The sequence below is a fragment of the Streptomyces sp. Tu 2975 genome (genome assembly GCF_009832925.1).
In the GTDB taxonomy this organism is placed as follows: domain Bacteria; phylum Actinomycetota; class Actinomycetes; order Streptomycetales; family Streptomycetaceae; genus Streptomyces.
The window spans coordinates 6,127,893-6,153,756 of the sequence record NZ_CP047140.1; the positions used below are offsets into that span (position 1 = coordinate 6,127,893).

Genomic DNA, 25,864 nt, shown 5'->3' on the forward strand with positions numbered 1-25,864 from the left:
CTCTCACGGCGCGCCCGGAGGGATGAACGGCAGTCCCGCCGGCGCCCCTTCCTCGATCAGCCGCATCAACGCCCCCGTGTCCGCGTGTTCTTCGATCAGATCCCCCAGCCGGTCCAGCTGCTCCTCCCGCAGCGCGCCGAAGCACGTGTCCGGCGCGGGCACGAAACGGCGGCCCGCCTGTGCGGCGACCTCCCGCAGGAACGCCCGCCGGAAGTCATCGCTCTCCAGCGATCCGTGCCAGTGCGTGCCCCACACGGCGTCCACCCGGCAGCCGTCCAGGAAGGCGTCGCCGCCGAGGACCTCGGCGACGCCGTGATGGATCTCGTAGCCCTCGACGCGCGCGCCGAGGGCCTCGCCGACGGGTCGTGCGAGGGTCTTCTCCGGCGCGAACCGCACTCGAACCGGCAGCAGTCCGAGCCCGTCGACCGCGCCGGCCCTCGACTCGACGTCGTCCTCGATGTGTTCGCCCAGTGCCTGGAAGCCGCCGCAGATGCCCAGCACCGGCCTGCCCTCGGCCGCACGCCGGACCAAGGCGTCCGCGAGGCCGCGCTCACGCAGCCACGCCAGTGCCTTCACCGTGCCGCGCGTGCCCGGGACCACGACCAGATCGGCGTCCACGAGCTCCTCCGCGCGGTCCACGAACCGGACCACGACGCCCGGCTCCGCCGCCAGTGCGTCCACGTCCGTGAAGTTCGACATCAGCGGGACGGCACACACCGCGACGCGCAGCACGTCCTCACCGACGGGCGGCGCCACGACCGACTCCCGCACCGCGCCGCGCAGGGACACCCGCAGGCCGTCCTCCTCGTCGATACCGAGCCCGTGCGCGTACGGCAGCACCCCGAACGTCCGCCGCCCGGTCAACCCGAGCAGCATCTCCAGCCCCGGCTCCAGCAGCGACACGTCACCACGGAACTTGTTGACCAGATAGCCCGCCACCAGGGCCTGGTCCTCGGGGCTCAGCAGCGCCGTCGTACCGAAGAACTGGGCGAAGACCCCGCCCCTGTCGATGTCCCCGACCACGAGCACCGGCAGCCGGGCGGCCCGCGCGATGCCCATGTTCACGATGTCCGTGCGGCGCAGATTGATCTCGGCCGGACTGCCCGCCCCCTCACAGATCACGGCGTCATACGTGCCCCGCAACTCCTCCAGGCACGCCCTCACCGGCTCGAACAGCTCCCGCTGCCGGCCCCCGTGGTACCCCTTGGCGCTCAGCTCGCCGACCGGCCGGCCCATCAGCACGACCTGGCTGGATCGGTCGCTGCCGGGCTTGAGGAGTACGGGATTCATCAGCGCGGTCGGCTCCACACGCGCGGCCTGCGCTTGCATGGCCTGCGCCCGCCCGATCTCCGCGCCCTCGCGCGTCACGAACGAATTCAGGGACATGTTCTGCCCCTTGAACGGCGCGACCTTCACGCCCTGGCGTACCAGCCACCGGCAGATCCCGGCGGTCACGACACTCTTGCCCGCGTCCGAGGTGGTCCCGGCGACGAGCAGCCCCCCACCGGTCATGCCGGCCTCCTTCCGCCGCGGCCCTGCCGCAGCACCCGCCCCGCCGCGCAGACGGCGAGGGTCAGCAGGCCGACCCGGCGCGACAGCCGCACCGCCCGTCCGATGTCACCGAACTCCACCGCGCGCCCTGCCCCGTTGAGCACGGGCCGGTGTTCGACCCGCCCGCCGTACGAGAGGGAACCGCCCAGCCGCACGCCCAGGGCGCCCGCGAAAGACGCCTCCACGGGGCCCGCGTTGGGGCTCGGGTGCTCGGCCGCGTCCGCGCGCCAGGCCCGTACGGCTCCGCGCCGGTCCGGGCCGCAGACCGCCGCCAGGGCGGCGGTCAGCCGGGCGCCGGGCCACCCGGCGACGTCGTCCAGGCGGGCCGAAGCCCAGCCGTACCGCAGGTAGCGGGGCGACCTGTGGCCCACCATCGCGTCCAGGGTGTTCACCGCCCGGAAGCCGACGAGCCCGGGCACGCCCGCCAGCGCTCCCCACACCAGGGCGCCCACGACCGCGTCGGACGTGTTCTCCGCGACGGACTCGACGACGGCGCGGGCGATCTGCTGCTCGTCCAGTGCCTGCGGGTCGCGTCCGCAGAGGTGGGGCAGCCGCTCGCGGGCCGCCTCGACGTCCCCGGCGGCCAGCGCGTCACCGATGGCCGTGGCCTCCCGCCCCAGGGTCGTACCCCCGACGACCGCCCAGGTGGCGGCGGCGGTCAGAGCGACGGACGCGGCGGGGGAGCGGCGTACCGCCCGGGAGGCCAGCACGGCCGCTGCGACGGCGCCACCGGCGCACACAGCGGTGTGCAGGGCGCCCCGGCCGCGGTGGTCACGCCACAGGACACGCTCGACGGCGCTCGCGGCCCGCCCGAACGCGGCGACCGGATGCCCGCGGCGGGGATCGCCGAGGAGCAGGTCACCGGCGAGGCCGGCGGCGGCGCCGTACACGAAGACTCGGTCGGCACGCATGGGATCAGCGATCCCAGTGGTGGTGTCCGACGGACAGGGCTGTACCGCGGCCGGGCATGCGAAAAGTCCTCACTCAGGGTCCGCGCCCTGGTTCGACGTGACCGGCGGTGAGAGTTCCTGGCTCCCCGGGACCGTTCATCCCGGGTGACAGTGGCGGGACCGCGCCGGATTCGCACCGGACTTCCTCTTCTGCCGCCGTTGTTGGCCCCGGCAGTCCACCACGCGCGCGAACGCCCGTCAACTCACCATTGACCTGCGGCGGGGCAGTGTGCCGAGCCCCACACGGGCGGACACACGAAGGCCGGGCCGTGGACACCCGAGGGTGTCCACGGCCCGGCCGTCGAAGCGCTGAAGCGGTCGTCAGACGACGATCAGGTAGATCCCGTAGGACACGGCCGCCGCGCAGAGTGCGAAGCAGGCGTACGCGCCGGTGCGGGCCAGTGCGCCGGAGCCTCCGGCCTGGGTGGCGGCCTCCTGCTTGGTGAGGCCCACGACGCCCAGGGTGAAGAGGCCCACCAGTGCGACGGTGGCGACGAGGCTCACGCCGAAAACGGAGCCGAGAGCAGTCCAGTCGATCTTCATCTTGTTTCTTCCTTACACCGTGGCCGGGCGGGGCGACTCGGTCTCTGGCTCGGCCGGGGCAGGGATGGTGGCCTTCAGGTCACCGACGGGCGGCGGGGTGACAGCCGCGATGGCGGTCGTGACGACTCCCGCGGGCTCCTCCTCCACCTCGTTGACGTTGGTGTGGTCGATGACCTGACGGCGCGAGATGAACCAGATCGCGACGCAGGAGGCGACGAGGAAGACGGCGACGGCCGCGACACCCCAGTCACCCTGCTTGGTGACGTACTCGGAGCCCGCCGCGACGAGACCGGCGGCCGGCAGGGTCAGACCCCAGGCCACGAACATCCGGGTGGCGGTGGACCAGCGGACGACACCGCCCTTGCGGCCGAGGCCGGCGCCCATGACGGCACCGGAGCAGGAGTGCGTCGTCGACAGGGAGAAGCCGAGGTTGGAGGAGGCGAGGATCACGCTGGCCGCGCTGGTCTGGGCGGCGAAGCCCTGCTGCGGCTGGAGGTCGGTGAGGCCCTTGCCCATGGTGCGGATGATGCGCCAGCCACCGAGGTAGGTGCCGAGCGCGATCGCCACACCGGCCGAGACGATGACCCACATCGGAGGGTTGGAACCGGGGGCGACCACGTTGCCGGCCACGAGGGCCAGCGTGATGATGCCCATCGTCTTCTGGGCGTCGTTGGTGCCGTGCGCCAGGGAGACCAGGCCCGCGGAGGCGATCTGCCCGGCGCGGTAGCCCTTCGCCGTGGCCTTCGGGTCCGTGTTCTTGCCGATCTTGTACGTCAGCCGGGCCGCCAGCATCGCGGCGAGGCCGGCGACCAGAGGCGCGGCGACGGCCGGGATCAGGACCTTGGTGACGACGACGCCGCCGTTGACGCCGCCGAAGCCGACCGAGGCGACCGTGGCGCCGATCAGACCGCCCATGAGGGCGTGCGACGAGCTGGACGGCAGGCCCACCAGCCAGGTGAGCAGGTTCCACAGGATGGCGCCGACGAGCGCCGCGAAGATGACTTCAGGTGTGATGCCTGATTCGTCGACCAGCCCACTGGAGATCGTCTTGGCGACCTCCACGGACAGAAAAGCACCGACGAGGTTCAGAACGGCGGACATGGCCACCGCGGATTTGGGCTTCAGGGCGCCGGTCGAGATGGTCGTCGCCATCGCGTTGGCGGTGTCGTGGAAACCGTTCGTGAAATCGAACACGAGAGCTGTCACGATCACAATCGCGAGCAGCAGTGTGATGTGTTCCATTTACCCAGGCAATCGTTTGACGTCATTGACGCGAGGACCGTAAGCAACCTGGATGAACGGAAGGTGAACTGGGTCAGGCGTTGCGGTGTCCCCAAGTGGTGCCGGTCGATTCCGCTTGTCCGTTTTCGAACCCCCGCGGCGCTCCCCGCAGCCACTCGAACACCCTCCGTGTCCCCATTCCGCGCCGACCCGCCTGAAAGGATCGCGGACATGACTGATGAGGCGCGGCAGAGCGCGGTCGAACGCGCATGGCGGGAGCTCGTTGACACCGCTCGCAGAACGGCGGCGGAAGGTCTCGTGGTGGGCACCTCCGGCAACGTCTCCGTACGGGTGGGCGAGCTGATCCTCGTCACCCCGAGCGGAGTCCCCTACGACCGGCTCACCGCCGAGGACACCGTCGCCGTCGACCTCGACGGCAGACAGGTCCTCGGCGATCTGCGGCCCACCAGCGAGCTGCCGCTGCACCTCGCGGTCCACCGTCACACCGGCGCGGCCGCCGTCGTGCACACGCACGCCGTGCACGCCACAGCGGTCTCCACGCTCGTCCCCGAGCTGCCACCCGTCCACTACATGACCGCGGCCCTCGGCGGCCCGGTCCGCGTCGCGGGCTACGCCCTGTACGGCACGGAGGAGCTGGCCAGGAACATGCTCCACGCTCTGCGTGACCGCACGGCCTGCCTCCTCCAGAACCACGGGACGGTCACCTACGGCGCCACCCTGTCCGAGGCGTACGACCGCACGGCACAGCTCGAGTGGATGTGCCGCCTCTGGCTGACGGCCTCCTCCGTCCCCGGCCGTACGCCGACGCTGCTCTCCGAGGCGCAGCTGGCGGAGGCCGCCCGCCAACTCCACGACTACGGCCAGCGCCCGGCGTAGCCGCGGCGGGGTGGCATGTCCCGCCCCTACGGCCCGGCGGCCGTGGGCGACCCCTTTCATGTGGGGGTGCCTCCCCACGCCGTCAGGCGTAGAGGAGGAGCCGAAGCGGTGCGCGGAGCGCGATGGCGAGGCGGCCCGGGGCCTGCCCCGGTTCCAGGAAGGGGTGGGGTGCCGGAACTCGCCCCCGCAAGCGACGCTCCCGTCGCCACACGCCCGGACCCGCCCACTGGCCCCCTCCCGCACCCGCCCCGACACTGGTACACGTGCGCCCCGCTACAGCGACGGCAGCGGCCGTCACCACCCTGATCGGAGTCGGCGCGGCAGCAGTCGCGGCCGGCCGCTACGCGAGCCACGCCGCCCTGCGGGCGGCGAACAGGCCCCTGCCCGGCGACCCCCGGCTCACCGTCCACGCCACACCCCCCGGCGCCGTCGTCATGACCCGCAGCCTGGCCTCGCTGCGCCCGGGCACGTACGGGCTGGCAGGGTCCGGCGTCCACGCGGTCGTGGGGGAGGTGCTCGGCGGAGTCCCCCGCGACGCGGACACGGTCGTGCGCCGCCTGCTGCATGTCGCCGAAGGCGAACTGAAACCCGGCACCAAGGTGCGCCTCACTCCGCAGGTCCACCGGGGAGACCCCACCGGCGCGCTCGGCATAGAGCACTCCGAGGTCCTCGTCCCCGGAGAACTCGGTGCGCTCCCCGCGTGGTTCGTGCCCGGCCCGCGCTCCACCTGGGTCATCGCCGTGCACGGGCTGGGTACCACCCGGGAACACACCATGAACGTGCTGGGCTGCCTGCACGCGCTTCAGTTCCCCGTGCTGTCCCTCGCCTACCGAGGAGACTCCGGCGCCCCACGGCCCCCGGACGGGCTGGGCCACCTCGGCGACTCGGAGTGGCGCGACCTCGACGCCGCCGTCCGCCACGCCGTGCGCTACGGCGCCGAGCGGGTCATCGTCCACGGGTGGTCCGTCGGCGCCTCGATGGCGCTGCACGCGGCCGCCAACTCCGGTCTGCGGGACCGGATCAGCGGTGTCGTCCTCGACTCGCCGGTCCTCGAATGGGAGGCGACGGTGCGCGCACTGGCCTCCGCCCGCAGGACCCCCGCCCCGCTGCTTCCGCTCGCGGTCCGGGCCGCCCAGGGCCGCACGGGAGCACACGGCGACCGCCTCGCCGAAGCCGGTGACCCGAAGTCACTGGCCGTACCGACGCTGATCTTCCACGGCCCCGACGACACCCTGGCGCCCTGGCGCGGCTCGCGCCAACTCGCCGAACGCCGCCCCGATCTGGTCACCCTTCACACGGTCCCGCAGGCGCCGCACGCCGCCATGTGGAACGCCGATCCGAAGGGGTACGAAGAGGTCCTCCGGCGCTTCCTCACCCCCCTCATGTGACCCGCGTACGACCCCCGTGGGACGGCCGTCCGGCGCCGCCCTCGGGGTTCCGTTTGGGCTTTCGGGCTGTCAACGGGAAGACTGCACCCCGTGACGTCCCGAAAGCCTGATGAGCAATTGGCGCGCAACTCCAGACTCCGTCTTGTCCGCTCCCGGTCACTGGCCACCGCGCGACGGGCCGTGACGACCCGGCGGACCCGTCCGGCGCCCCGGCCGCCGGAGGGCACACCCGCCCCTGCCGAGCTCGCGCGCCAGGCGCGGGCTGTCCTCGCCGACGCCGTCCGCATCGCCCGCTGGGCGGCCGCCGACCGCGACCTCGGCACCACACCGCTCGCGCCGGGCGCCCAGGAACGGGCCGCTGCCGTCCTGGACCTGACCATGGACGAGGTGCGGGCCGGCTGGGACCGCGCCCGCCTCGCCGGCCTCGTCGAACTGCACGGCGACACGGTCCGCCCCGGCTGGCGGCTGCGCGCCTGGGACCGCGACGACATGGCCGTGCTACGCGGCTGGGTCGCCCTCTTCGACGCATGGTCCCTGATCCACCCTGCCCCCGGCGACGTCGCTCCCGCGGCGGTCGCCGAGGTGGTCGAGGCGGTGCCCCAGGTGCTCTCCCTCCTCCAGCTGTCGGCCGGCCCCGTGCTCACGCCCGCTCTGCTCGACCTGCTCCAGCAGCGCGTCGCCGAGCTCCGCGAGGAACGCTGTGAGGTCCCTTACGGTGTCCCGGCCGAGCCGCAGACCGGGTCCGGCGCCGACGAGGCCCCCGTCGCCGCCCTCCTCGACTGGGCGCTCGAGGGCCTGTCCGCCGTCGGTGCCCTGACCCTCGAGCGGGGGCAGGCGACCCTCACGCCGCTCGGCAACTGGGCGGTCTGGGTGAAGCTCGAGCAGATCTGCGTCGCCGCCCAGAGCCCCGCCGGCAACATCGAGCAGTCCGCCGAGGACATGCTTCGGGGCTGCGCCCGCCTCACTCCCGGCCCGGCACGCGCCGAGTACCGCGCGTGGCTCGCGGCACGCACCGTGTCCAGCGCCGTCGGAGAACTGCTCACCGTCGCCCGGGGCGAGGACGCCCTGCTGCGCGGCCTTGCCTTCGAGGCGCTGCGTGTCGTCGGCGCGCCCGCCGAGAGCGACGTCCGCGCGGCCGCAGCCGAACCGTCCCTTCGCCCTTACGCCCTGCTGTGGCTCGCCGAGCACGAGGGCGCGGACCCGGAGGACGCGGCCGATGTCCTCACCCGCGAGGAAGCGACCTGGCTGTGGGTGGACACCGCCGCGGCCGTCGCGGACCACGGGGAGCCCCAACTGCTGCTGCGCCATCTCGATTCCGCTGTGCAGGGCACGGTCCCCGCGCTGCTCGAGGCGGTCCGGACCGGCGGTCATCCCCGTACGGTGCAGGTGCTGGTCGCCCTGGCGGCGGCGCACCCGGACCCGGCCCTGGCCAAGGCCGTACGCAGGGCCGCGTTCCAGGTGCACACCGGCGGCGTCTGAGGCGGGCCACGACCACAGGGCGGTGAGGTCTACGAGGCCTCCGCCGCCCCTGGCGCGTACGTGCCGAAGCTCCAGATGTGGCCCTCGAGATCGCGGACCATGTAGTCCCGCGAGCCGTAGTCCTGGTCGGTGGGCGGCATCACGATGTCGGCGCCGTGTTCCACCGCCCTGCCGTGGTGGGCGTCGACGTCGTCGACATGGACGAACACCCCCGTCGGACCGGCGCCTTCCATGAGCTTGTCGAACTCGCCACCGGTGCCCTTGCTGCCCAGCATCACCATGCCGTTGCCATAGGTGAGCTCGGCATGGACCACGCCGCCGTCCTCGTTCTCGTACACCGCGTGTTCGGTGAAGCCGAAGGCCTCGGTGAGCTGTCTGATCGCGGCCTTGGCGTCCGCGTACAACAGGGTCGGACAGATGCTCGGCGACTGGGCCATCCCGATCGCTCCCTCACTTGCTCGACGACTCGGATGTGATCTGCGTCTCAGTCTGGCACCTGCCACTGACAACGGGCCTCAGGGGAACGTGTCGCGCGGCGGCAGAATGTCCGGGGCCGGTGACGTGGCGGGACCGGTGTCGTGGCCGACCGCGTGGCCACCGCCTCCGCCCCACCGCGGCGGCGGCCCGCCGCGCCAGGGCCTCGCACACCGTTGCCGCGGCCGTCCCGGGCCGCCGTCCGGCCGCGAAAAACACTTGCACGGTCCCGTTAGACTGGGCGGTATGGCAATTCTCCTTGTGCATTAGACGGCGTAGAAGCGTCTCCGCCCGTCCCTTCCGCCGTCCATACCGCCCTGGAGTCTTCCCCCGTGATCACCGCATCCGGTATCGAGCTGCGCGCAGGCGCGCGCGTCCTCATCGAATCCGCTTCCTTCCGCATCGCCAAGGGCGACCGCATCGGCCTCGTCGGCCGCAACGGAGCGGGCAAGACGACCCTCACCAAGTGCCTCGCGGGTGAGGGCATCCCCGCCGGCGGCACCATCACCCGCTCCGGCGAGGTGGGCTACCTCCCGCAGGACCCGCGCACCGGCGACCTCGAAGTCCTCGCCCGCGACCGCATCCTGTCGGCCCGCGGCCTCGACACCCTGATCCGCAAGATGCGGCAGAACGAGGAGCGCATCGCCTCCGGCCAGGGCAGCACCCGTGAGAAGGCCATGCGCCAGTACGAGCGCCAGGAGACCGAGTTCCTCACCAAGGGCGGCTACGCCGCGGAGGCCGAGGCCGCCACCATCGCCGCCGCGCTCGGCCTGCCCGACCGGGTCCTCGGCCAGCCTCTCCATACGCTCTCCGGTGGTCAGCGCCGCCGCGTCGAACTCGCCCGGATCCTGTTCTCGGACGCCGACACGCTCCTGCTCGACGAGCCCACCAACCACCTCGACGCGGACTCGATCGTCTGGCTGCGCGACTACCTGAAGACCTACCGCGGCGGCTTCATCGTGATCTCCCACGACGTCGACCTCGTCGAGACCGTCGTCAACAAGGTCTTCTACCTGGACGCGAACCGCTCGCAGATCGACGTCTACAACATGGGCTGGAAGCTGTACCAGCAGCAGCGTGAGGCGGACGAGAAGCGCCGCAAGCGCGAGCGTCAGAACGCCGAGAAGAAGGCCGCCGCGCTCAACTCGCAGGCCGACAAGATGCGCGCCAAGGCGACCAAGACCGTCGCCGCGCAGAACATGGCCCGCCGCGCCGAGCGTCTGCTGGCCGGCCTCGAGGACGTCCGGATGGCCGACAAGGTGGCCAAGCTCCGCTTCCCGGAGCCGGCGCCCTGCGGCAGGACGCCGCTCAGTGCCGAGGGCCTGTCCAAGTCGTACGGGTCCCTCGAGATCTTCACCGACGTGGACCTCGCCATCGACAAGGGCTCGCGCGTCGTGATCCTGGGCCTCAACGGCGCCGGCAAGACCACGCTGCTGCGGCTCCTCGCGGGTGTGGAGAAGCCGGACACCGGCATGGTCACCCCGGGGCACGGCCTCAAGCTCGGGTACTACGCCCAGGAGCACGAGACCCTCGACCCCGACCGTACGGTCCTGGAGAACATGCGCTCCTCCGCGCCCGACCTCGATCTGGTCGAGGTGCGCAAGACGCTGGGCTCGTTCCTCTTCTCCGGCGACGACGTCGACAAGCCCGCCGGGGTGCTCTCCGGCGGCGAGAAGACCCGGCTGGCTCTCGCCACCCTGGTCGTCTCGTCCGCCAACGTCCTGCTGCTCGACGAGCCCACGAACAACCTCGACCCCGCCAGCCGCGAGGAGATCCTCGGGGCGCTGCGCACCTACAAGGGCGCCGTCATTCTCGTCACGCACGACGAGGGCGCGGTCGAGGCGCTCGAGCCGGAGCGGATCATCCTCCTGCCGGACGGTGTCGAGGACCTGTGGGGCGCGGACTACGCGGATCTCGTGGCCCTGGCCTGAGGCCCTGCGACGGGTTCCGGTCCGGCGCCGGAATCCGTCGATCCACCCCTCTACGATCTTCGTATGGATCTCCGCATGGATCATTCGGCCTACGAGTGATCCATCATCTGTGTGAGTGCGTCTCGTATTGCGGCGTGGCGACTGGTGGACCGCCTCCACCCGGGCACCGCTGAGCGCCTCTCCTTCCGCCCGCTCTGAGCTGGCCTTTTCTGCGCCGGGCCGTGAATGCGTGGATCAAGCACCCATCGGAATGCAACATTCCGTTCATGGTGGCCTCAAAGCGCACGGCAAAGCGTTCCGTACTGACCTTGTCGAATGGGTGGCCAGGACGCCCGGGAGGGGTGATCATGAGAAGTCCAGAGCGCACTTCCCATGAGGAGGCACGGGTGGCCGAGACTCTGAAGAAGGGCAGCCGGGTTACCGGCGCCGCGCGCGACAAGCTCGCGGCAGACCTGAAGAAGAAGTACGACTCCGGTGCAAGCATCCGGGCGCTGGCCGAAGAGACCGGTCGCTCATACGGATTCGTCCATCGGATGCTCAGTGAGTCCGGAGTCGTCCTGCGGGGACGTGGCGGAGCGACGCGAGGCAAGAAGGCCGCTTCGGCCTGACGGTCCCGTCGACGAGGCTGCTCCTCCGGTTCATCGGTACCTACGGTGGTCACCTGGTCGGCCCCTTGGCCGGCCGGGCGGTTACCGTGCAGTAGCTTACCTTCTTGACTCGAAGGCTCAGGCCACACTGCACCGAACCGGAGGCGCCTCATGACTTCGCTCGACCCCGTACTCGACAAGGACGGCGTACGGCTCACCGTCGAAGACGCGGTTGCCACGGTGACCTTGACGAACCCGGACAAGCGCAACGCCCAGAACTTCGCGCTGTGGCGGGCGTTGGCGCAGGCGGGACGGTCACTGCCCGGCAGCGTGCGGATCGTCGTGCTGCGCGGCGAAGGCAAGTCCTTCTCCGCGGGCCTCGACCGGCAGGCTTTCACACCGGAGGGCTTCGACGGCGAGCCGTCCTTCATCGACCTGGCACGCGGTACCGACGCGGAGATCGACGCGTCCATCGCCGAGTTCCAGGAGGCGTTCACCTGGTGGCGCCGCAACGACATCATCTCCATCGCGGCCGTGCAAGGCCACGCGATCGGAGCGGGCTTCCAGCTCGCCCTCGCCTGCGACCTGAGGGTCGTCGCGCAGGACGTGCAGTTCGCCATGCGCGAGACCGCGCTCGGTCTCGTGCCCGACCTCACCGGCACGCACCCCCTGGTGTCGCTCGTCGGATACGCCCGCGCACTCGAGATCTGCGCGACCGGCCGTTTCGTCCACGCGGAGGAGGCCGAGCGCACGGGCCTCGCCAACCTCGTCGTCCCGGGCGAGGAACTCGACGCCGCAGTACGCGACCTGTCCGCGGCGCTGCTCGCCGCGCCCAGGGACGCGGTGAACGAGACCAAGGCACTGCTGCGGGGAGCGGCGGGCCGCTCGTACGACGAACAGCGCGCGGCGGAACGCGCGGCGCAGGGGCGGCGCCTGCGCGACCTGGCGGGCCTCGCGGACTGAGCCCCGGTCCCGCTGCGCGGGGCTTCTTCTTTGCCCGCCCCTTCCCGAAACCGGGGCAGGCCCCGGGCTCCGTACGGCCTTCGGCCGTGCCCTCAACCGCCGGGCGGGCTGTATCTCGCTCCGCGAATTCAGCCGCCGGCGGTTGAACAGGACCTCGGCGGGGGAGAGGGACATCCCAGCCCCTGGCGGCGCGGGGGCCGGCCCCCGCGCCGCCAGGCGTAGGGGAGGCACCCCGTGACACCCGGCGAAGCGCGGTATCGGGCCGCGCGGAGCCCGGCAAGGGAAGGGGCGGGGCGGGGAACAGGCCCGTGCGGTGGTCAGGTCGTCGCGGTGATCACGATCGTCACCGCGCGGTTGTCCTCCAGCGCCCCCGCCACCACCCTGCGTACCGCCCGTGCCACGTCCAGCGCCCGGTGCCCCTCCGCCGTGGCGAGTTCGACGCGGACGTGGTCCGGCGCCTGATGGACCGCCGCGCCGAGCGTCCCCGTCAGATGCGCCACGCCCGCCGTCGCGGCCACGGCCGTGCCCACGGCGTCGGAGGGTTCGGCGGCCGCCGGGGCGCCAGGTGCGGCAGGACTCTCTGGGGCCGCGTCCAGAAGCGTCTCGACGCGCAGATCGACGACAGTCACCGTGAGACCCAGCGTCTCCGCCGCCGCGTCGAACAACGCCGCCCGCAACGCCGCCATGAGCGCCGGCAGCGGTTCTGTGAGGTCCCAGACGGACACCCCCGCCTCAAGGCGCAGCGGTCCCGGCCAGAGGGCTGCCGGTGGCGTGGGCACCGTCGTGGACTCCGCCGCCTCCGGGTCCGCCAGGGAGAGCCTGACGTCGTTCAGGACGGCCCCCGGTACCGAGGCCGCCGCACGGCGCAGGACCGCGGCGGCGGCTGATTCCGACAGCCACGCACCGTCCGCCGGACCGCCGAGGGCGAGGAGTCTGCCGAGTCCCAACGCACCTCGTACCCGCCGCAGAACCGCATCCGGAGTGGTCATTCCTCCAGCCTGCCGCATCCCCGGCGCGAATGTGGGCAAGGGCACTTAATGTGGGCAACGGGGCCGCCACCCGCCCGGAAAGGATTACGGTCATGACCGAAACACCTGGGCGCAGTCTGCCCACGACATCCGGAAACGAGCTGTCCGGCTCCAGCGAAGCCACCCGCAAGGCAGGCGGCAGGCGCCTGCCGGAGCCAGGGTCCCGTGGTCGTACCACCATCGCCGACGGCGTCGTGGAGAAGATCGCCGGGCTGGCCGCCAAGGACGTTCTCGGTGTGCACGCGATGGGGGGCGGGCTCTCCCGTACCTTCGGCGCGGTGCGCGACCGCGTGCAGTCCGGCGGCGGGAAGTCCAATGTCGCACGCGGGGTGAAGGCCGAGGTCGGCGAGGTACAGACCGCGATCGACCTGGAGATCGTCGTCGACTACGGCGTGTCCATCTCCGACGTCGCCCGCGCGGTCAGGGAGAACGTCGTCTCCGCCGTCGAGCGGATGACAGGCCTCGAGGTCGTCGAGGTGAACATCGCCGTCAGCGACGTGAAGCTGCCGGACGAAGAAGAGGACGAGCCGGAGCCTCGAATCCAGTAGAGGAGCCCAACATGAGCATGGCGGTGGTCGGACTGATGGCCGGCATGGCACTCGGGTTCGCCGGATACTTCGGCGGTTTCGGGGCGTTCCTGCTGGTGGCCGCCCTGGGAGCGGTCGGCTTCGTGGTCGGCCGGTTCCTCGAGGGCGATCTCGAGGTCGGCGACTTCATCCGGGGCCGCGAGCGTGGCGACGGGCGGCGGTGACGCGCCGTGGCAGACCCTGTCGCGGTGGCCGGTTCCTCCGGTCGTGACGTTCCCCCGGGCCGGGTGCCGCCCTCCGACCGGGGGTCGACCGCCATCGCCGACCGTGTCGTCGCGAAGATCGCCGCGCGGGCGGCGCGTGAAGCGCTCCCCGGTGTGCCGGAGGACGGCGCGCCGCCGCATGCCATGGTCGTCGTGCACCACGACACGGCCCGGGTCCGGGTCAGCCTCGAGTTGGAGTACCCGTCCGACATCGGCGCTCTGTGCGGCGCGGTGCGTCGGCACGTCATCGAGCGGGTAAAGGCGTTGGCGGGGATGGAGGTCCCCGAGGTGGCGGTGCACGTCGAGCGGCTGCACTCCGCCCTCTCGCGCGGTGCGGCGCAGGGGAGGATCCGATGACCGAACCGGACAGGCCCACGGGCTCCGAAGAGCCGGCCCATCAGGAGCGGGAAGCGCGCCCCTCGCAGCCCGTTCTCGAAATGGACCAGTCCGCCTCCGCGTCCGCGTACAACCCGGTGGCGGACAAGGACGGTGACGCCGGCAGGGCCCGCCGCTTCTGGTCGGTACGCCGGGTGCCCGCCGGGCTGCTCGCCCTCGTCGTCGTCGCGGGCGCGGGGCTGCTGCTCTACGACGTCGCCGCCGTACGGGCCGACCGGCCCGCGATGAGCTGGCGGAGGTGGCTGGCCGACCACCTCTCGGAATCGCGCCTGGACGAGATCGCGGTGCTGGCAGGGGCCGGGGCGGCGATGCTGCTGGGCCTGTGGCTGATCGTTCTCGCGGTGACACCTGGGCTGCGCGCGCTGCTGCCGATGCGCCGGTACCGGCCCCATCTACGGGCAGGACTGCGGCGTGAGGCCGCGGCCCTCGTACTGCGCGACCGGGCCATGGAGGTCTCCGGCGTGCAGACGGTACAGGTCCGGATGGGGCGTTCCCGCGCGTCGGTACGGGCGCGGGCGCACTTCCGCGATCTGGACGACGTACGCGCCGACCTCGACGAGGCTCTCGGCGCCGCATTGCAGGAACTCGGCCTCGCGAGGCCCCCGGAGCTGGCCGTGCACGTGGGCAGACCGCCCGCGAAGAGGAGGTGAGGAACGGTGCAGGAGATGCTTCGAGCCGTCAACCGGGTCTTCCTCGGCCTCGCCGGGCTCGTCCTGTTGTGCGTCGGTGGTGCGGTCCTCGTGGCCGGGACGGGCCTTTCCGTCCCTTCGTGGTGGCCCTACGACGGACGGTACGACGTACTGCTGAGCGACGCGGACCGGACGCGCTGGCGTGAGGAGGGCTGGTGGTGGCCGGTCGTCATCGCGGTGCTGGCGCTGCTGCTCGTCCTGGGTCTGTGGTGGTTCTTCGCCCAACTGCGGCGCGCACGGCTGGCGGAGGTCCTGGTCGAGAGCGGCGACGGCGAAGGCGCGCTGCTGAGGGGCCGGGCGCTGCAAGGTGCCCTGGAGGACGAGGCGGCGTCACTGGAAGGCGTCTCCCGCGCGTCCGTCCTGCTGACCGGCCGCCGGACCGCGCCGCAGGCGCGGGTGGCGCTGGACCTGGAGCCGGACGCCTCTCCCCACGGGACGCTGGCGCGGCTCGCGGACGAGGCGGTCGCTCACGCCAGGGACTCGGCGGGGTTGGAGGCGCTGCCGACGGAGGTACGGCTACGGGCGGCGAAGCACCGGGCCCGGCGGGTGTCGTGACGGTGGCGGCGTGACCGCTGCGCGGAGCTCCTCCCCCCACGCCGCCAGGCGCAGGGGGGACGAGCCCCGGTCACGGGGAGGAACGGGGGAACACGCAGGCCCTGTCAGAAGCCGTGGCGTGCCCCGCCGTCGATCGGGAGCATGACGCCGGTCAGATAGGACGCCGCCGGAGAGAGCAGGAAAGCCGCCGTGCGGCCGAACTCGTCCGGGGTGCCGTAACGCCGCAGCGGGATGGCCGCCTCGTTGGCCCTGCGTGCCGCCTCCGCGTCGCCGGACAGGGCGTCCAGCTCGCGGACGCGGTCCGTGTCGATGCGGGAGGGCAGCAGACCGACCACGCGGATGCCGCGCGGGCCCAGTTCGTTCGCGAGGGACTTGGCGAAGCCAGCGAGTCCCGGGCGCAGGCCGTTGGAGATGGTCAGGCCGGCGATGGGTTCGTGGACGGAACCGGACAGCACGAAACCGATGACACCGCCCTCGTTCAGTTCCGCCGCGGCCGTGCGCGCCATGCGGACGGCGCCGAGGAATACGGACCGGAACGCGGCGGCCCACTGCTCGTCGGTGTTGTCCGCGGCGTAGCCGGGCGCCGGGCCGCCGACGCTGATGAGGATGCCGTCGAAGCGGCCGAAGTGCGCGCGAGCGGCGGCGACGAGGCGTTCCGCTGCGGAGGGGTCGGCGTTGTCGCAGGCGACGCCCACCGCTGCGGAGCCGAGTTCGGCCGCGGCGTCGGTGACGGTCTTCTCGTCGCGCCCGGTGACGACGACCTTCGCGCCGTCGGCGACGAGCGCCCGCGCGGAGGCGTTGCCGAGGCCCCTCGACGCGCCGGTGACGATGTAGACGCGGTCCTTCAGTCCAAGATCCATGGCCCTATCCTGCCGTCCTCTGCCCGGTGAGCGCGAGGGCCGTGGTCACCAGTCCGATGTGGCTGAACGCCTGCGGGAAGTTGCCGAGGAGCTGACCCGTCGCGGGGTCGTACTCCTCGGAGAGGAGGCCCACGTCGTTGCAGAGGCCGAGCAACTGCTCGAACAGTTCGCGGGCCTCCTGCTCGCGGCCCGTCATCCGTAGCGCGTCGGCGAGCCAGAAGGAGCAGACCAGGAACGCGCCCTCGCGTCCGGGCAGTCCGTCGACCTGGGTGGCGTCCGGGGTGTAGCGGCGGACGAGAGGTCCGCTCGCCAGCTCCCGCCACACCGCGTCGACCGTGCCGACGACCCGGGGGTCGTCCGGGGGCAGGAAGCCGACGCGCGGAATCAGCAGGACCGCGGCGTCGAGCTCCGTGGAGCCGTACGACTGGGTGAAGGTGTTACGGGCCGGGTCGAAGCCCTTCTCGCAGACCTCGCGGTGGATGTCGTCCCGCATGACCCGCCAGCGGGCCGCGTCGCCGCGCAGCGACGGTTCGCTCTCCAGGGTGCGCACGGCGCGGTCGGCGGCGACCCATGCCATGACCTTCGAGTGGACGAAGTGACGGCGCGGACCCCGGACCTCCCACAGACCCTCGTCCGGCTCGCGCCATGTGGACTCGAGGAAGCCCATCAGGCTCAGCTGGATGTTCCAGGCGTGCCGCTCGGGTGTGAGACCGGCCTGCCTGGCCAGGTACAGGGACTCGATGACCTCGCCGTAGACGTCGATCTGCAGTTGGCACCTCGCCTCGTTGCCGACGCGGACCGGCGCGGAGCCGGCGTAGCCGCTGAGCCACTCCAGCTCCATCTCGGGCAGGCGGCGTTCGCCGCCCAGTCCGTACATGATCTGCAGATCGGCTGGGTCGCCGGCGACCGCTCGCAGGAGCCAGTCCCGCCAGGCCGCCGCCTCGTCCAGGTAACCGACGGACACCATGGCGCTCAGGGTGAGGGTCGCGTCGCGCAGCCAGCAGAAGCGGTAGTCCCAGTTCCGTACACCGCCGATGTCCTCGGGCAGCGACGTCGTGGGCGCGGCGACGATGCCTCCGGTGGGGGCGTACGTGAGCGCTTTGAGCGTGATCAGGGAGCGCAGCACGGCGTCACGGTAGGGGCCCTGGTAGCGGCACTTCGACGACCATGTCTCCCAGTCCTGGAGGCAGTGGTCGAGGGCTTCCTGCGGGTCGACGAGCGCGGGCCGCGGCTTGTGCGAGGGGTGCCAGGTGAGGACGAACGCCACCTTCTCGCCCTCCTCGACCGTGAACGACGAGCAGGTGCTGAAGTGCTGACCCCAGGTCTTGACCTCCGGCTCGCTGCGCAGCCACACGGAGTCGGGCCCTGCGACGGCGACCCGGTGTCCGTCCTCGCGGCGTACCCACGGGACCACGGAGCCGTAGTCGAACCGCAGCCGCAGTGTGCCGGTCATCTCGACCGAGCCGCTCAGGCCCTCGATGATGCGGACGACGTCCGGCGCCTCGTCACGCTGCGGCATGAAGTCGAGGACCCGGACCTTGCCGGTGCGGGTCTCCCATACTGTTTCCAGCACCAGTGACGCGCCGAGATAGCGGCGGCCGGTGCAGGCTCCGGCGCTCTTGGGCGCGATGCGCCAATGGCCGTTCTCCTCGTCGCCGAGGAGAGCGGCGAAGCAGGCGGCGGAGTCGAAACGGGGAAGGCACAGCCAGTCGATGGAGCCGTCCTTGCCGACCAGTGCAGCGGTCTGCAGATCGCCGATGAGGGCGTAGTCCTCGATACGTTGGGTCACGCTCTGGCGTGTTCCCGCCAGAAGAGGACGCTAAGCAGCCGCGGGAGCAGGCTCGGGCGTGGTCCGTTCCGCCGCCAGGTCGCGCCTCTCGCGACGGACGAGAACCACCCAGCCGACGGGCACCGCCGCGGCGAACAGCCACCACTGGACGGCGTACGCCATGTGGGCGCCGATGGAGTCGTGGTCCGGCGTCGGAATCATCTCGGGGGTGCCGCCGGCGGGCTTCGGCGCCGTCTGCTCCAGATATCCGCCGAGCACCTGCCGGTCCAGCAACCGCGCCTGTTGCTCGCTGTTGATCAGCATCACCTGGCGGGGCGGCAGGCCCTTCAGGTCCTTGATGCCGCTGGCGCCGGTCGTCTCGTCGGCCTTGAGCCGGCCGGTGACGGTCACGGTGCCCGCGGGCGCGGCCGGAACCTCGGGGAAAGCCTTCTGGTCGGCGGCGGCGGGGACCCAGCCGCGGTTGACGAGGACGGCACGGCCGTCGGCCAGTACCAGCGGGGTCAGTACGTGGAAGCCGACGCGGTCGTCGGCGTTGGTGCGGCGGCGGACGACCATCTCGTGGTCGGTGTCGAAGGTGCCGGTCGCGGTGATCTGCCGCCAGTAGTCGGAGCGCGGGACGGTGTGCCCGGAGGAGGTGAGCTCCTCCATCGGCACCGGCTTCGCCTCGAGGTTCCGTGCGATCAGGGCGTTCTGCTCGACCCTGCGCTCATGCCGGTGCAGTTGCCAGAAGCCCAGCTCGATCATCGTGGGGATGAGAACGAGGCCGATGAGGGTGAGGATCACCCACTGCCGGGACAACAGGAAGCGGTACACGGCTTCGACCGTACCTGCTCGGCGCAGGGCCACGGACGGTGGGTCCCCGCCCGTGCCCCGGCCGGGCGCAGGTCACACCCTGTCGACGATGCCGGCCCTCCCCTCGGCGCGGGCGCAGTGGGCGCCGCAGTACCAGTGGCCCTCGACCTCGACGCCCTGACCGATGATCTGCACCCGGCAGTGCTCACAGATGGGCGCCATCCGGTGGATGGCGCAGGAGAAGCAGTCGAAGACGTGCACCGCGCCCTGCGCGTGCACCTCGAAGGACATGCCGTAGTCGTTTCCGCAAACCTCGCAACGTGCCATGCGCCACAGGGTGAAACGCTTCGGCGTCCCGGGCGAGCGGGCGGCGGGCGAGTCGCGCCCGGTTCACTCCGATGCGGGTGTCCCTCCGGCCTGATCCGAACGAGAGCCCTAGGCGTCCGGCGCGGGGGCGACGTCCCGCAGCAGCTGGGTGAACGCGCCCTCGTCGACGACCGGCGTGCCGTACGAGGCGGCCTTGACGGTCTTGGACGTCGCCGCGTCCGGGTCGTTGGTCACCAGCAGACTGGTGAGCCGGGACACGCTGGTGGCGACGTGCAGCCCCGCCTCTACGGCCCGGTCCTCGAGCAGTTCACGCTCCACGGAGGTGTCGCCGGAGAAGGCGACCCGCATGCCCTGCACCAGCTGCCCGCCCGGTTCGTACCTTCCCGGGTTGGGGTACGGACACGGCGGCCGCTTGCGTGACGGGCGCCAGCTGCTGTGCCCGTACGACGGCTGGTAGCCGACGCGCGGAGCTGCGGGCGCGTCCGACCACTCCGTCAGCGGCAGGCATTCGAGCAGAGGCAGCCGCACACCGTCACGGGCCGCGGTGTGCAGGCTCGGCCGGAACGCCTCCGCGAGTACCCGGGCGTCGTCCAGGGCGTGGTGGGCACGCTGCTGCACGACCCCGTAGTGCGCGGCCAGCGACTCGAGTTTGTGGTTGGGCAGCGGGAGCCGCAGCTCCTTGGCCAGGGCGATGGTGCACAGCCGTTGCCGGGTCGGCGCCGCGCCCCGCGCCCGCGCGTACTCCCTGGCGATCATGGACCAGTCGAAGGTGGCGTTGTGGGCGACCAGGACCCGGCCGTCGAGCCGCGCGGAGAGTGCGCCGGCGATCTCCCCGAACAGCGGGGCGCCTTCGAGCGCCTCGCTCGTCAGACCGTGGATCCACACCGGTCCGGGGTCGCGCTCCGGGTTGACGAGCGTGTACCAGTGGTCCTCGACGTTTCCGTGGGTGTCGAGGCGGTAGACGGCAGCCGACACTATCCGGTCGTCACCGGCGAGGCCGGTGGTCTCCACGTCGACGACCGCGTACCCCTGTGGGTACGCGGCCGGCCACGTCGTCGCTGCGGTCCTACGGTCGTCGAGCATGGTCACAGAGAATACGGGCAGACACCGACAGCCCCGTCCCGCCCCCACAGCCTGGAGGCCGGGGTGTGGCTCCTCGTCCCCAACTTCCGTGCGTGAGAGGCTCCCCGGATGAGTGAAGCGACCGGCGGCGAGAGCCACGACGAGGCGCACCCCGGTGGACTCGGCACCCGCCTCAACTGGCTGCGCGCCGCCGTCCTCGGCGCGAACGACGGCATCGTCTCGACGGCGGGCATCGTCGTCGGCGTGGCCGGTGCGACGGACTCGCGGCCGGCGCTGCTCACCGCGGGCCTCGCCGGACTGCTCGCCGGTTCGATGTCCATGGCGGCAGGCGAGTACGTGTCCGTCTCCACGCAGCGCGACTCGGAGAGGGCCGCGCTGGCGGTGGAGAGGCGGGAGCTGAAGGAGCAGCCGGAGGCCGAACTGGACGAGTTGACCGGCATGCTGGCGGACCGCGGCCTGTCGGAGGAGGTGGCCAGGGAGGCCGCCGTGCAGCTCACCGACCGGGACGCGCTGCGCGCACACGCGCGGGTGGAACTCGGCATCGACCCCGACGAGCTGGCCAGCCCCTGGCACGCGTCGGGCGCCAGCTTCCTGGCGTTCACGATCGGTGCGCTGCTGCCGCTGCTCGCCATCGTGCTGCCGCCGACGTCGGTGCGCCTGTACGTCACGGTCCTCTCGGTCCTCACTGCACTGGCGCTGACCGGCTGGTGGAGTGCCCGGCTGGGCGCCGCCGCGGCCGGGCCCGCCGTCCTGCGCAACGTGTGCGGCGGGGCGCTCGCCATGGCGGTGACGTACGCCGCCGGTTCGGCGCTCGACGCGGCCGGCGTCTGAGGCGCTGTCAGGTCCTGACGCGCTTCACCTCGATGCGGTCGGGCGGGAAGCGGTCGATGCCGATGACCGGGGTGTCGTCCGAGACGGTGATCTTCAGCTCGGGCATCGCGACGAGCGGTCCGATGTCGACGGGCGCTCCGGACGGTGAGCACTGCCAGAGCTCCAGGGAGGTGAGCGCGGGCAGATCGCGCAGCGCGGTGAGGCCGTACGGCAGTTCGCACCGCCAGAGGTGCAGGTGCCGCAGCGTGGAGTGGCCGAGGAGCGGACGCGGGTCGAGAGGGTCGACCTCGTACAGGCTCAGACTCGTCAGCGACGCCGGCAGCGGCAGGCGCGACAGTTGACGCAGCTGCGACTGGCCCGCGATCGTCAGCCCCTCCAGCAACGGCCACCGCTCGATGCCCTCCAGGCTCACGTAGCGGGTCTGGTGGTGGAGCCCGAGGTGCACGAGACCCGGTCCGACCGGCAGTTCCTCGAGGCTCTCGATGAGCAGCGGCTGGGAGAGGTTCACGCTGCGCAGGTCGGGCATGTCCCGCAGGGGCTCGATCGACACCTCCGGGTGAACTTCCCAGAGCGAGAGCCGCTCGAGTCCGGGCCGCGCCAGCGGCCGCAGGTCACGCAGTTCGGGGCACCGGCTCAGACCGACGTCCTTGAGCCGCCGGAACGACGCGAGCGGCGTGAGATCGTCCACCACGCCGTTCTCGTACAGGAAGAGCCACTCGGGGTCCTCCACCGCGAACAGCGGAGTGAGGTCGTGGTGATCTCCCGCCAGATGCAGGCGCCGGGCCTTGGGTATGTGGCGGAGGGCGTGTAGCTGTTCGGGGGTCTGGACATGCAGGTACGCGGTGTTCCACGCCCCGGCGGCCAGCACGTCCCTGGCGTACGACTCGGTGTCGAACGAGCCCCACGCCGTCGACACCTGGAACGCCACGGACAGCCGTGTGTCCTCCCGGAACCGCGCGGCCACCTCGAACGCGGCGTCGCCTTTGATCAGGGCCGCCGTGCGCACCACGGCCGCTGCCGTGTACTCCTCCAGGGCCTCAGGACCGGGCAGCAGTTCCAGCACCAGCTCGCCGACCTTGGCGAGCTGCGCCGCGTCCTCCTGGGTGCGCGGGGGCAGCAACTCCTGCGTGCGTGACTGCACCGTCGCGCGGATCTCCGGGTCCAGCTCCGGGGCGTGTTCCAGACAGGCCGCGGCGAGCAGCACCAGACGGTGCCGGTGGCGCTGCGCCCGGTCGGCCCGACGCAGCAGGTGCCGCAGCAGCCGGGCGCGTTCCTCGACGCGGGCGTGGCCGACGGCCATCTGCACCACGTCGTCCCACTGGTCGTCGTGCGCGTTCTGCACCAGGACCCCGAAGTCGCGGGCCTCCACAGCGGCCTTGGCGCCCAGATAGTCCTGGAACGTCCGGTGCACGAAGTCCACCGCACCCGGGCGGGGCTCACGCAGCAGACCGCTCCTGATGAGCAGATGGGAGAAGACCTGCTCCGGGCTGCCCTGCACCTGCGGCATGGCGGCCAGCCACTCGGCCACCATCTCCACCGCCTCGGCGCGCTCGGCCTCCACCTGACCGTTGCGGATGAGCCAGTACGCCAGCCGCTGCAGCAGCGCCGTCTGCTCCTCACGCGTCAGATCGACGCCCTCCACACCGACGATCTCCCGCTCGGTGTCCCGCCGCACCAGCAGCATGTCCAGCGCGGCGTCGTACAGCTCCTTGCGGGCGCGCGGCAGTTGCATCCTGCGGTCCCGGTTCAACGCGCACAGCAGGGCGCACATCAGCGGGTTGGTGGCCAGCCGGCCCAGATCACGGCGGGTGGAGACGCCCTTGCGCAACGACGTCTCATAGGTGTCCAGCTGGGCGCCTTCGGTCTGGGACAGGCACTCCTGGCGCGCGGCCTCGTGCCAGTGGCCGATGAACGAGCGGATGTCGTCGCGCTCCATCGGCAGCAGCGAGTGCCCGACGAATCCCTGGCGGGACAGCCAGTCCTCCGGGACGGCCGACGGCCGGGTCGTCACCACGTACCGGGCGTCCGGGTAGGCGGCGATCAGCGACTTCAGCCAGTTCTCCGTACGATGCCGCTGCCGTGAGGGGATCTCGTCGACGCCGTCGACCAGGATCAGCGCCCGGCCGTCGGTCAGCAGCTTCTCGGTCCAGCCGGGCGGTGCCTCACCGTGCAGCGGGACCCCGGCCGCACGCAGGAAGGCGTCCGGCATCGGCAGCGTGTCGGACGACGTGAAGGCGCGCAGCCGCAACAGGAAGGGCACGCACCGGTTCCAGTCCTCCAGGTCCTTGCCGAAACTGCGTCGGGCGGCGTTCAGCGCCAGCCACTGCACCAGGGTGCTCTTGCCGGAGCCGGCGGCACCGCGCAGGACGAGCCGGTCGGCCGAGGACAGGATCTGCTCCGCCTTCACGGCGACCTGTCCGGTCCGGGGCAGGCCGAAACCCTTCTGGTGGGGCCCGTCCCCGCTGACCGCCAAGGAGATGTACGCCGTGTCCAGCGGCCACTCGCTCCCCGACCTGCCGAGCGTCAGCCCGAACAGCTCCAGACGCCCATGGGTCTCGGCCACATAGTCCGCGTACCGTCCCTCGAAGCCGAGGGCGACCGCCTCCGGACGCGGGCCGAGCCTGTCCCTGACGTCCTCGACGAGTGCTTCGGTGCGGCCCGCCCTGCGGGTCTGCTCCACTGCCGCCCGTGCCATGAACGACTGGTCGGCGGTCAGGTTCTCGACCATGTGCGCACAGCACAGCCGCAGCAGTTCGTCGTAGAGTTCCACGCCTCGCTCGGCCAGGCCGGCCGCCGGGTCCCGCAGTGTGCGGAACAGCCGCTCCGGGTCGAGGTCCAGCGCGAACAGCCGGTCGGGGCTGACCGTACCAGCGGCCTGGACGGTGTCCCGTACCGCCTCGACGGCGGCCTCGCGCTCGTGGTCGGGCAGGTCCTCGTACGGGTCCGAGAGCCGGCGCGCGAGCTTCCTCGCCACCGGGGCCGGGTCCGGCCGGGGGAGCGGAGCGGCCCTGCGGCCCGTCACCAGGCCCGCCCCCGGGCGGGCGGCGATCAGCGATTTGACGACGTTCACGGCCAGCGTCCCGGCCAGTCGTAAGACGACGGCTTCCAACCCCTGCACTGCGGTTCCTCCCCGTGAATGCACCGGCCACCGGATCGTACGGTCCGCGATCCGCGTAGCGCCGGTCATCGGTGCATGCCCGTGGTGCGCACGGGCCTACCCTCAGCGGGCGAATACGGTCGCGGCACGCACACACACGCGCGGGACCGCCGGCCCGGCGCCCGACGCGGCGGGCGTGGCATAGGACGCCGGTCGCGACGGAACGTCATCGAGCGGTGGGGTCAACCCACTTCGGCGGGTCCGTCCCCCACCTGCCGGGCGGCCGCGCCCAGTCGGCCGGCCCGCCGTCGTAGCCGACCGCCGGAACGGCATGACGAAGGCGGCCCATGGGGCTGTCCCTCTCGGTGAGCCACCGGTCGGCGTCGTACGACGCCGGGTCCCCGACCGGGTCCTTGACGAGACCCCCGGTCAACCAGGCCGCCGTCTGCGTGAGAGCGGCCTCCACCAACCGGGTCCCGCCCGCCTCGTGCTGTCCGGTCAGCGCGCGCAGCACCCCGGCCGCCAGCAGATACCCGGTGCCGTGGTCGAGCGCCTGGGCGGGCAGTGTGCCCGGGCGGCCTTCTTCGCCCTCCGTGGCGGCGATGCCGGTCGCCGCCTGGACCAGGCTGTCGAAACCCCGCCGCCCCTCCCACGGCCCGTACCGGCCCCAGGCCGACAGTCGGGCCACGACCAGGCCCGGACGGCGTTCGGCCAGCGCCTGCGGAGAGAGCCCGAACCGGTCGAGGGCGCCCGGTCGATAACCGGTCACCACCACGTCGGCCAAGGTCAGCAGCTCCTCGAACGTGGCACGGTCCGCGACCGCGGCCAGGTCGAGCCGGGTGGACCGCTTCCCCGTACCGGTGTCGTTGTGGGCGTCCTGATTCTCCGGCAGATGCGGGGAGTCGATCCGCAACACGTCGGCTCCCAGCAGCGCGAGTGTCCGCGTGGCGACCGGTCCGGCCAGCACCCGGGTCAGGTCCAGCACGCGGAGTCCCGAACAGGGCAGGGAAGCCCGGCCGTTCACGGCCCGCGGCGGGCAGTCGTCGCCGAGCCGCTCCGCCCGCAGCAGCGGACGTCCGGCGACGGCCGCACCCTGCGGGTGCTCCGCCCATGCGTCCCCGCTGCGCATGGCCACCGCGAGGCCGCCCGCCGCGTACACGCTCTCCTCGATTTCCACGGCACGGCGTTCGCCGATCGCCCCGGCGGCGGCCTCGACGCCGGCGTCCTCGGGCAGGGACAGCGCGTCGAGCAACCGTGCCCGGTGGTGCGGGTAGTTGGCGTGGGTGCGCACCCACCCGTCGGCGGCGCGCCAGAACCGGGAGAGCGGTGCGAACGTGGTCGGCGCCGTGCCGTTCACCCGCACCAGCCTGTCACTGAGGAACGCCGTCGTCACCGCACCGTCGTCGACGGTCACGGAGGGGACCGGACCGCCGCCGCGCCGCGCGGACAACTCGGCGGCGGCGAGGGAGCAGACCGCGACGGTGGTGCGCGCCAACTCCATGACCGGCAGCCGGGAGGGCAGCGAGCCGCCGCCCTTGTGGACGACACGGCCGAGCAGAGCCGGATCACCACCCAGGGCCGCCCATGCCTGGGCGGTACCGCTGGGCGCGAGACCGAAGGGTGAGCGGGTCATGCACTCACTA

The 25,864-nt window shown here is 72.1% G+C and carries 25 protein-coding genes and 1 riboswitch; of the genes, 12 read left to right on the forward strand and 13 right to left on the reverse strand.

All coding sequences use genetic code 11. The features are described 5' to 3' along the window. Positions 1-3 precede the first annotated feature (3 nt). From GLX30_RS27195 to GLX30_RS27210, 4 genes are all read right to left on the reverse strand, one after another. Positions 4-1,512, reverse strand: a complete 1,509-nt coding sequence (locus GLX30_RS27195; protein ID WP_159693223.1) for a cobyric acid synthase — start codon at positions 1,510-1,512, stop codon at positions 4-6. After that, positions 1,509-2,462, reverse strand: a complete 954-nt coding sequence (locus tag GLX30_RS27200) for a cobalamin biosynthesis protein (protein ID WP_159693225.1) — start codon at positions 2,460-2,462, stop codon at positions 1,509-1,511. Before GLX30_RS27200 ends, GLX30_RS27195 begins: the two co-directional genes overlap by 4 nt. An 89-nt stretch (positions 2,463-2,551) precedes the next feature. Next, positions 2,552-2,689: riboswitch (cobalamin riboswitch) on the reverse strand. Between the two features lie 133 nt (positions 2,690-2,822). Beyond that, entirely contained in the window at positions 2,823-3,044 is a 222-nt protein-coding gene (locus tag GLX30_RS27205; RefSeq protein WP_159693227.1) for a hypothetical protein, read from the reverse strand. Between the two features lie 12 nt (positions 3,045-3,056). After that, on the reverse strand, positions 3,057-4,286 hold the full coding sequence (locus GLX30_RS27210; protein ID WP_159693229.1) for an inorganic phosphate transporter: 1,230 nt from the start codon (positions 4,284-4,286) through the stop codon (positions 3,057-3,059). Between the two features lie 210 nt (positions 4,287-4,496). Here GLX30_RS27210 and GLX30_RS27215 point away from each other — a divergent pair, with 210 nt between their 5' ends. The 3 genes from GLX30_RS27215 to GLX30_RS27225 all read left to right on the forward strand — a co-directional run bounded on the left by GLX30_RS27215 (position 4,497) and on the right by GLX30_RS27225 (position 8,029). Next, positions 4,497-5,162 carry a class II aldolase/adducin family protein gene (locus GLX30_RS27215; protein ID WP_159693231.1) on the forward strand — a complete coding sequence of 222 codons (666 nt, stop codon included), beginning with the start codon at positions 4,497-4,499 and terminating at the stop codon, positions 5,160-5,162. A 263-nt stretch (positions 5,163-5,425) separates the two neighbouring features. Beyond that, positions 5,426-6,550: an alpha/beta hydrolase gene (locus GLX30_RS27220; RefSeq protein WP_159693233.1), complete on the forward strand. Its 1,125-nt coding sequence runs from the start codon at positions 5,426-5,428 to the stop codon at positions 6,548-6,550. Positions 6,551-6,730: 180 nt separating this feature from the next. Then, positions 6,731-8,029 (forward strand): hypothetical protein, encoded by a 1,299-nt coding sequence (locus GLX30_RS27225; RefSeq protein ID WP_244258504.1) that lies wholly within the window; start codon positions 6,731-6,733, stop codon positions 8,027-8,029. Between the two features lie 29 nt (positions 8,030-8,058). Here the strand turns inward: GLX30_RS27225 and GLX30_RS27230 are convergent, their stop codons facing one another. Continuing rightward, positions 8,059-8,466: a VOC family protein gene (locus GLX30_RS27230; protein WP_159693235.1), complete on the reverse strand. Its 408-nt coding sequence runs from the start codon at positions 8,464-8,466 to the stop codon at positions 8,059-8,061. 369 nt (positions 8,467-8,835) lie between these two features. On the opposite strand from GLX30_RS27230, the gene GLX30_RS27235 reads away from it, so the two are divergent. The 3 genes from GLX30_RS27235 to GLX30_RS27245 all read left to right on the forward strand — a co-directional run bounded on the left by GLX30_RS27235 (position 8,836) and on the right by GLX30_RS27245 (position 11,984). Then, positions 8,836-10,434 (forward strand): ABC-F family ATP-binding cassette domain-containing protein, encoded by a 1,599-nt coding sequence (locus tag GLX30_RS27235; RefSeq protein WP_159693237.1) that lies wholly within the window; start codon positions 8,836-8,838, stop codon positions 10,432-10,434. A gap of 386 nt (positions 10,435-10,820) precedes the next feature. Continuing rightward, positions 10,821-11,042 carry a helix-turn-helix domain-containing protein gene (locus GLX30_RS27240; protein ID WP_005319113.1) on the forward strand — a complete coding sequence of 74 codons (222 nt, stop codon included), beginning with the start codon at positions 10,821-10,823 and terminating at the stop codon, positions 11,040-11,042. Positions 11,043-11,192: 150 nt separating this feature from the next. Beyond that, positions 11,193-11,984, forward strand: coding sequence for an enoyl-CoA hydratase/isomerase family protein (locus GLX30_RS27245; RefSeq protein WP_005319115.1), 792 nt, complete (start codon positions 11,193-11,195; stop codon positions 11,982-11,984). Positions 11,985-12,301: 317 nt separating this feature from the next. On the opposite strand, the gene GLX30_RS27250 is transcribed toward GLX30_RS27245, so the two are convergent. Next, positions 12,302-12,973, reverse strand: coding sequence for a hypothetical protein (locus GLX30_RS27250; protein WP_244258292.1), 672 nt, complete (start codon positions 12,971-12,973; stop codon positions 12,302-12,304). Positions 12,974-13,065: 92 nt separating this feature from the next. On the opposite strand from GLX30_RS27250, the gene GLX30_RS27255 reads away from it, so the two are divergent. The 5 genes from GLX30_RS27255 (at position 13,066) to amaP (ending at position 15,442) form a co-directional block, all read left to right on the forward strand. After that, positions 13,066-13,560 carry an Asp23/Gls24 family envelope stress response protein gene (locus GLX30_RS27255; protein ID WP_159693241.1) on the forward strand — a complete coding sequence of 165 codons (495 nt, stop codon included), beginning with the start codon at positions 13,066-13,068 and terminating at the stop codon, positions 13,558-13,560. Positions 13,561-13,571: 11 nt separating this feature from the next. Continuing rightward, complete coding sequence (locus GLX30_RS27260; RefSeq protein ID WP_159693243.1) at positions 13,572-13,763, forward strand: hypothetical protein; 192 nt, start codon at positions 13,572-13,574, stop codon at positions 13,761-13,763. A gap of 24 nt (positions 13,764-13,787) precedes the next feature. After that, positions 13,788-14,159: an Asp23/Gls24 family envelope stress response protein gene (locus tag GLX30_RS27265; protein ID WP_208545607.1), complete on the forward strand. Its 372-nt coding sequence runs from the start codon at positions 13,788-13,790 to the stop codon at positions 14,157-14,159. Positions 14,160-14,239: 80 nt separating this feature from the next. Beyond that, positions 14,240-14,848 carry a DUF6286 domain-containing protein gene (locus tag GLX30_RS27270; protein ID WP_244258506.1) on the forward strand — a complete coding sequence of 203 codons (609 nt, stop codon included), beginning with the start codon at positions 14,240-14,242 and terminating at the stop codon, positions 14,846-14,848. A gap of 15 nt (positions 14,849-14,863) precedes the next feature. Next, entirely contained in the window at positions 14,864-15,442 is a 579-nt protein-coding gene (gene amaP, locus GLX30_RS27275; protein WP_159695279.1) for an alkaline shock response membrane anchor protein AmaP, read from the forward strand. A gap of 104 nt (positions 15,443-15,546) precedes the next feature. On the opposite strand, the gene GLX30_RS27280 is transcribed toward amaP, so the two are convergent. From GLX30_RS27280 to GLX30_RS27300, 5 genes are all read right to left on the reverse strand, one after another. Beyond that, the gene (locus tag GLX30_RS27280; protein WP_159693247.1) at positions 15,547-16,302 is read right to left on the reverse strand and encodes an SDR family oxidoreductase; all 756 of its coding nucleotides are present in this window, start codon (positions 16,300-16,302) and stop codon (positions 15,547-15,549) included. 4 nt (positions 16,303-16,306) lie between these two features. Next, a complete protein-coding gene (locus GLX30_RS27285; protein ID WP_159693249.1) occupies positions 16,307-18,091 on the reverse strand; it encodes a glycoside hydrolase family 15 protein in 1,785 nt (594 codons plus the stop codon). Positions 18,092-18,121: 30 nt separating this feature from the next. Continuing rightward, a complete protein-coding gene (locus tag GLX30_RS27290) occupies positions 18,122-18,904 on the reverse strand; it encodes an SURF1 family protein (RefSeq protein ID WP_159693252.1) in 783 nt (260 codons plus the stop codon). A gap of 72 nt (positions 18,905-18,976) precedes the next feature. After that, positions 18,977-19,210: a hypothetical protein gene (locus tag GLX30_RS27295; protein ID WP_100106509.1), complete on the reverse strand. Its 234-nt coding sequence runs from the start codon at positions 19,208-19,210 to the stop codon at positions 18,977-18,979. Positions 19,211-19,318: 108 nt separating this feature from the next. Then, on the reverse strand, positions 19,319-20,299 hold the full coding sequence (locus tag GLX30_RS27300; RefSeq protein ID WP_208545491.1) for a DEDDh family exonuclease: 981 nt from the start codon (positions 20,297-20,299) through the stop codon (positions 19,319-19,321). Positions 20,300-20,401: 102 nt separating this feature from the next. Between GLX30_RS27300 and GLX30_RS27305 the strand changes: the two genes are divergently transcribed. After that, positions 20,402-21,124 (forward strand): VIT family protein, encoded by a 723-nt coding sequence (locus GLX30_RS27305; RefSeq protein WP_159693256.1) that lies wholly within the window; start codon positions 20,402-20,404, stop codon positions 21,122-21,124. A 7-nt stretch (positions 21,125-21,131) separates the two neighbouring features. On the opposite strand, the gene GLX30_RS27310 is transcribed toward GLX30_RS27305, so the two are convergent. Together GLX30_RS27310 and GLX30_RS27315 are read right to left on the reverse strand one after the other, a co-directional pair. Further along, the gene (locus GLX30_RS27310; protein ID WP_244258293.1) at positions 21,132-24,242 is read right to left on the reverse strand and encodes an NACHT domain-containing protein; all 3,111 of its coding nucleotides are present in this window, start codon (positions 24,240-24,242) and stop codon (positions 21,132-21,134) included. 205 nt (positions 24,243-24,447) lie between these two features. After that, positions 24,448-25,854, reverse strand: a complete 1,407-nt coding sequence (locus GLX30_RS27315; protein WP_159693258.1) for a CoA transferase — start codon at positions 25,852-25,854, stop codon at positions 24,448-24,450. Between the last annotated feature and the right edge of the window lie 10 nt (positions 25,855-25,864).

Coding starts and splice junctions, on each gene's coding strand:
- GLX30_RS27295 (WP_100106509.1), bottom strand. CDS start 19,210: ATGGCACGTTGCGAGGTTTGCGGAAACGACTACGGCATGTCCTTCGAG.
- GLX30_RS27230 (WP_159693235.1), bottom strand. CDS start 8,466: ATGGCCCAGTCGCCGAGCATCTGTCCGACCCTGTTGTACGCGGACGCC.
- GLX30_RS27260 (WP_159693243.1), top strand. CDS start 13,572: ATGAGCATGGCGGTGGTCGGACTGATGGCCGGCATGGCACTCGGGTTC.
- GLX30_RS27200 (WP_159693225.1), bottom strand. CDS start 2,462: ATGCGTGCCGACCGAGTCTTCGTGTACGGCGCCGCCGCCGGCCTCGCC.
- GLX30_RS27305 (WP_159693256.1), top strand. CDS start 20,402: ATGAGTGAAGCGACCGGCGGCGAGAGCCACGACGAGGCGCACCCCGGT.
- GLX30_RS27205 (WP_159693227.1), bottom strand. CDS start 3,044: ATGAAGATCGACTGGACTGCTCTCGGCTCCGTTTTCGGCGTGAGCCTC.
- GLX30_RS27210 (WP_159693229.1), bottom strand. CDS start 4,286: ATGGAACACATCACACTGCTGCTCGCGATTGTGATCGTGACAGCTCTC.
- GLX30_RS27250 (WP_244258292.1), bottom strand. CDS start 12,973: ATGACCACTCCGGATGCGGTTCTGCGGCGGGTACGAGGTGCGTTGGGA.
- GLX30_RS27315 (WP_159693258.1), bottom strand. CDS start 25,854: ATGACCCGCTCACCCTTCGGTCTCGCGCCCAGCGGTACCGCCCAGGCA.
- GLX30_RS27270 (WP_244258506.1), top strand. CDS start 14,240: ATGGACCAGTCCGCCTCCGCGTCCGCGTACAACCCGGTGGCGGACAAG.
- GLX30_RS27245 (WP_005319115.1), top strand. CDS start 11,193: ATGACTTCGCTCGACCCCGTACTCGACAAGGACGGCGTACGGCTCACC.
- amaP (WP_159695279.1), top strand. CDS start 14,864: ATGCTTCGAGCCGTCAACCGGGTCTTCCTCGGCCTCGCCGGGCTCGTC.
- GLX30_RS27280 (WP_159693247.1), bottom strand. CDS start 16,302: ATGGATCTTGGACTGAAGGACCGCGTCTACATCGTCACCGGCGCGTCG.
- GLX30_RS27255 (WP_159693241.1), top strand. CDS start 13,066: ATGACCGAAACACCTGGGCGCAGTCTGCCCACGACATCCGGAAACGAG.
- GLX30_RS27195 (WP_159693223.1), bottom strand. CDS start 1,512: ATGACCGGTGGGGGGCTGCTCGTCGCCGGGACCACCTCGGACGCGGGC.
- GLX30_RS27215 (WP_159693231.1), top strand. CDS start 4,497: ATGACTGATGAGGCGCGGCAGAGCGCGGTCGAACGCGCATGGCGGGAG.